Origin of the sequence: Thomasclavelia saccharogumia DSM 17460 (assembly GCF_000686665.1) — a bacterium.
Lineage (GTDB): Bacteria > Bacillota_I > Bacilli_A > Erysipelotrichales > Coprobacillaceae > Thomasclavelia > Thomasclavelia saccharogumia.
Genome location: NZ_JMLH01000107.1, coordinates 1 through 5,196, shown reverse-complemented (window position 1 = coordinate 5,196; position 5,196 = coordinate 1). Strand labels below are relative to the sequence as shown.

Genomic DNA, 5,196 nt, shown 5'->3' with positions numbered 1-5,196 from the left:
ATCTGCTTTTATTTTATTATAAAACTTTTTTCTGTACTTCCTGGTGCTTGACCACCTTTTTCCACCAATACAATTTGAATCGCTTCTAATCTCTTTGATAGACCTTCTGTTCCTGCTGATTCTCCATTCTTGGCCCAGCCTAGCCAGTCATAATCCTGTACATGTACTCGATAATAAATATCATATTTATTGGCCATTTCTCCAGTCAATCTTATCTGGACTGCTTCCAATCTCTTTGATTGTCCACTTGTTCCTGATATCGTTCCATTGCTTTGCCAGCCCTGCCAGCCAATATCTTGTACATGGCTTCGATATTGTATCGATCCTGGATAATTTGGGTTTTCTAACGCTATTGTTATTCCTTCGAGTCTCTTTGATTGACCGCTTGTTCCTGATATTTCTCCATCATATTTTGCTTCCTGCCAACCGATATCTTGTACATGTGTACTATAACTTACATAGTGCTGTACAAATGGTTGCCTTGTTTCTCCTGGTGCTTTTCCATCTTTTTCTACCAGTTTTATTTCTATCGCTTCTAAGCGGTAACTATATCCTGCTGTTCCTGCTGCTGACTCTCCATTCTTGGCCCAATCCAACCAGCCAAATTCCTGGGCATGTACTCGATAATAGATATCATAATACTTTTCCATGTCTCCGGTCAATCTTATCTGGATTGCTTCCAATCTCTTTGATTGTCCACTTGTTCCTGATAATGTACCATTACTTTGCCAATCCTGCCAGCCAATATCTTGAATATGAGTGCGATATCTAATACCATCAATATTATTAGTAATATTTATTCTAATTGCTTCTAATCTTTTTGATTGTCCTTCTGTTCCCGAAGTAACACCATCACTTTGCCAGTCCTGCCAGCCGATATCTTCAATATGAGTTTGATATGTGACTGATGGCTTAGAAACCGTTACTCTACAGCTTGCTGTTTTTCCATTACTTGTTTTTACAGTAATCGTTGCTGTTCCTGCACTTTTAGCTGTAATCTTTCCAGTACTGCTTACTGTTGCCACACTGCTGTTACTTGTTGTCCATGTTAGTGTTTTACTTGCTGTTGTATTTGATGGTAAGATCGTTGCCTGTAATGTTTCTGTTTGATTTGGAATCAACGTCACTGATGTTTTATTTAAAGATACACTAGTTATTGGAATATTATTAGAAACTGTTACTCTACAGCTTGCTGTTTTTCCGTTACTTGTTTTAACAGTAATCGTTGCTGTTCCAGCACTTTTAGCTGTGATCTTTCCAGTACTGCTTACTGTTACCACACTACTGTCACTTGTTGTCCACGTTAGTGTTTTACTTGCTGTTGTATTTGATGGCAAGATCGTTGCCTGCAATGTCTCTGTTTGATTTGGGGCTAACGTTACTGATGTTTTATTCAAAGATACACTAGTTATTGGAATGTTATTAGAAACTGTTACTCTACAGCTTGCCGTTTTTCCGTTACTTGTTCTTACAGTAATCGTTGCTGTTCCAGCACTTTTAGCTGTGATTTTTCCGGTACTGCTTACTGTTGCCACACTACTATTACTTGTTGTCCACGTTAGTATTTTGCTTTCTGTTGTATTTGATGGCGAAATTGTTGCCTGCAATGTTTCTGTTTGATTTGGAGTTAATGTTAGTGATGTCTTATTTAATGTAACTCCGGTTATTGAAACAGGAACAGTAACATTAAACGTAATACTATTACTGCTACTTCCAGTAACATTGATCACAATTCCACTATTACTTCCGTCGCTATAAAACAATGTATTATTATCCCAGCTGCTAGTTGTACCAATAGCTTTTCCAAATGTATTGCGACTATTTTTTGTTAGTACTGCATTATTTAAATCACCGCTACCTTTACCCAATCCTGTTTCTCCAGGTCTAAAAACATATAAATAGTCTTTTAGCCCCGTACTTGTTCCTGAAACATTTCCATCTGCTTCATTTACTCCAGTATTTATACGGTATACAACTAAACCATCACTATTAGTTGTCACCTCTGGGTAAACATTATTTTGTTTTTCGTAATATTCTATAACAAAAAATTCTTTATCATTATAAGGAGAATATACTTTAACAGCTCTTTTTTCACTCGGATTCGTATATTGTGGCCGATTTAAAGTAACTGTAGTAGAATTAGTTATCGTTTGTAATTCATTGTTCCATCCTAAATTATTATACTCACTTGTCATGTATGCTAATATTCCTTGTGGACTATAACTTGTTGTAGTGGCCATAAGATCATAAAAACCTACTGGAACTCCATCATCGTTATAACGATATAAATCAGGCAAACCTAAAATATGCATATATTCATGAATAATGGTACCATAAGTTCCTTGATTTAGTGAGAAGACACCACATTCAGAATTACTATCATATGTATTAATTAAATTATATGTATCGATCGTTTTATTATGTAATTTAACACTAAGGTTCATTCCACTAATTTTATGTGACCATAATAAATCTGACCACTCTACTTTATCTTCAGTTACCTTATTTCCTTCTAAGAAAAATGAAATTGCATCAACACAGCCATCATTATTTTTATCAATATCACTTGCCGAAAGTACCCTTTCTATGCTTTCTTTTGATTTAGTAAGAATCTCATTTACTAACTCTCTCTCCCTTTGAGCTGCCTGACTAGCTGTATACCCATTAGGATTACTAGTACTCTTTTTCATATAATAACTTCTTTTTTTTGAAAGCATTACAGACACTACTTTTCCATTAGTATTTTGAGGAAAAAAATGAGTTGTTGTAGTCATTTTATTATATGTGTATTTTTCAACATATTCTTTCATTGAAGTTACTGGTACCTGCCCAATTGGAATTTGCATACTTGCGTTACCTGTATTCATCAATGCATTTGCTTTATTTAAAGTTGAAGTATCGTCCAAATCTGTACTTGTCATATCTGGAAATTCTACTAATATAGCAATATAATTATTTTCTTGAGTAGCACTAGATTTCAAATTACTATTATATGCAATTGAATCTTGCTCATCTTTTTCTAAACCATACATTTCAGTATAGTCAACTAATCCTCCTTCATGTTTTTCTAATAAAGAAGTATCTAATTCTTCATCTTTAGCATTAACTGGCATTAATGCTAAATTTCCCATTATTAAAAAATTAATTATTAGTAATATTATTCCTAAATTTAATTTTCGATACATTCAATTTCTCCTCCTCTTTTTATAATTATCTTATTCTTAAATGATATCATAATTTTATCTTTAAAACCATTAATGATATTATTATTTTTCAATTAATATTTAATTCCATAATTGTTTAAATTAACAAATAGAGTATAATAGATATATATCTTCATTGGAGGTAAATAAATTATGAAAAATTTTTATACCGGTATAAACAAATTTATGTGGCAACATTCATTTATAAAATCATGTATTCACTTTGCATCAAGATTTTGTCCATATATAATGGTCATTTTTTACTTATTATTTTTACTTAAAATGTATCTAAATCGTCCCAATAATTTACTGATCTTAGCTGCTGAGCCAATATGTGTTGTTTGTATTACATTAATTCTTAGAATTATTATTGATCGTAAAAGACCTACTGAAAAATACGATTTCAAACCAATTGACGGCAGTAGAAAAACTGGACATTCTTTTCCTAGTATTCATGTTGCTGCTTCTGTATCAATTGCTTTAGCGGTACTAAGATATGGACCAAATATGGGATTGTTATTATCAGCTTTATCAATCGCTATTACTATTGCAAGACTTCTTTCTGGAGTTCATTATATTAGTGATATTGCTGCAAGCATTATTATTGCAGTAGCTGTAAATTTGATTTAGAATAGTTTGCAATAAATAAAAACTTTTTTACTTTTAATTACATTACTAAAAACAATCATTTGTAGTCTTAAACAACAAAAAAGACAATGTCTTTCAACAAATTAAATGGAATCCATCCGTTATCGTTTACAAAACCAAATATTAAGTGAAAAACATAAAACACCTCAAAATAATCACCAATAAAAAAGATGATTAAAACTATTTAAATAGAATTAAATCATCTTTTTATTTTTTTAATATTTACTTATATTAAAATCATAATCAATAATAATTTTAGTATCTTGTCTCAAATTTCTTAAAGTATAAATCATTTTATCTTCAGGAATCGATATACATCCTCCTGTAGCACCTTTTCCACTACAATGCAAAAATATTGCTGATCCCTTTCCGACAATCTGTTCCATATTATAACCAACTGCAAGACAATAATTATAAACATTACCATAATCAATAATATGTTCAGACCCTGCAGGATTATAGTTAATAATAGTAGAAGCATCTACCAATTTATTGTAATATTCAGGATCACCACCACCCCAATAATGATTATTGTTCACTTGTATATAACCTAGTGGACATCCAGGATCCCTTTTTATTCCAAATGGCGTATGAAGAGAAAAAATTCCTGTAGGAGTTTTCCCATCACCTTCCACTAATTTGTTAATACCATTTTTTCCTACACGACCAAGTACTGAATAATCATCCTTCCAATATCCATCCACATCTTTACTATGCATTGAAACTATCGCATAGCTGCCATTAAATACAGATACAATTATTAATTGTGAACTAGTTTGAGATGCCTTTAAATTTGCAACCCACGAATTATATTTATAAAAGCTTTCTTTAGTAGTGTCAGGAACTTCTTCACCCTTCTCTATTAATTTTATTTCAACTGCTTCTAAACGGTAATTATATCCTTCAGTACCTGCAGATTCGCCATTTTTAGCCCAGCCTAACCAGCCATAGTCCTGTACATGTGCTCGATAATAAATATCATAATACTTTTCCATGTCTCCGGTCAATCTTATCTGGATTGCTTCCAGCAACGACGAGTAAATTTTTTAATTTAAGCAGTTTTAATGATAAATATCTTAAGTGTTTATGACTGCTATATTTTTTTCTGTTTTTTTGGGCAAAAAGACCCTGTGAATTTTTTACTGTTTTTTTGTCAAGCAAAATTGAAAATGTCTTAAAAAAAGTTAAACATTAGCACCGTTTTCACGATGCTTCTGTTTTGCAAGGAACCCAAGAAAATCATCATTTCTCCAAGGATGATCAAGAGGAGGAATATATTTTTTCTTTGGTTTCTTTTCCTTTGGAATAGTATCAAATTCCTTTGAATATTTTTCGTGTTCAGGAA

Annotated in this window: 3 protein-coding genes; 1 reads left to right on the top strand and 2 read right to left on the bottom strand. The window is 32.1% G+C overall.

Annotated elements, in window-relative coordinates:
• Positions 1-8: 8 nt before the first annotated feature.
• Positions 9-3,185, bottom strand: a complete 3,177-nt coding sequence (locus tag BR82_RS16485) for an Ig-like domain-containing protein (protein WP_051592854.1) — start codon at positions 3,183-3,185, stop codon at positions 9-11.
• A 171-nt stretch (positions 3,186-3,356) separates the two neighbouring features.
• On the opposite strand from BR82_RS16485, the gene BR82_RS0114220 reads away from it, so the two are divergent.
• Positions 3,357-3,833 carry a phosphatase PAP2 family protein gene (locus BR82_RS0114220; RefSeq protein WP_027090708.1) on the top strand — a complete coding sequence of 159 codons (477 nt, stop codon included), beginning with the start codon at positions 3,357-3,359 and terminating at the stop codon, positions 3,831-3,833.
• Between the two features lie 233 nt (positions 3,834-4,066).
• Here the strand turns inward: BR82_RS0114220 and BR82_RS16065 are convergent, their stop codons facing one another.
• A complete protein-coding gene (locus BR82_RS16065) occupies positions 4,067-4,846 on the bottom strand; it encodes a L,D-transpeptidase family protein (RefSeq protein WP_051592853.1) in 780 nt (259 codons plus the stop codon).
• Between the last annotated feature and the right edge of the window lie 350 nt (positions 4,847-5,196).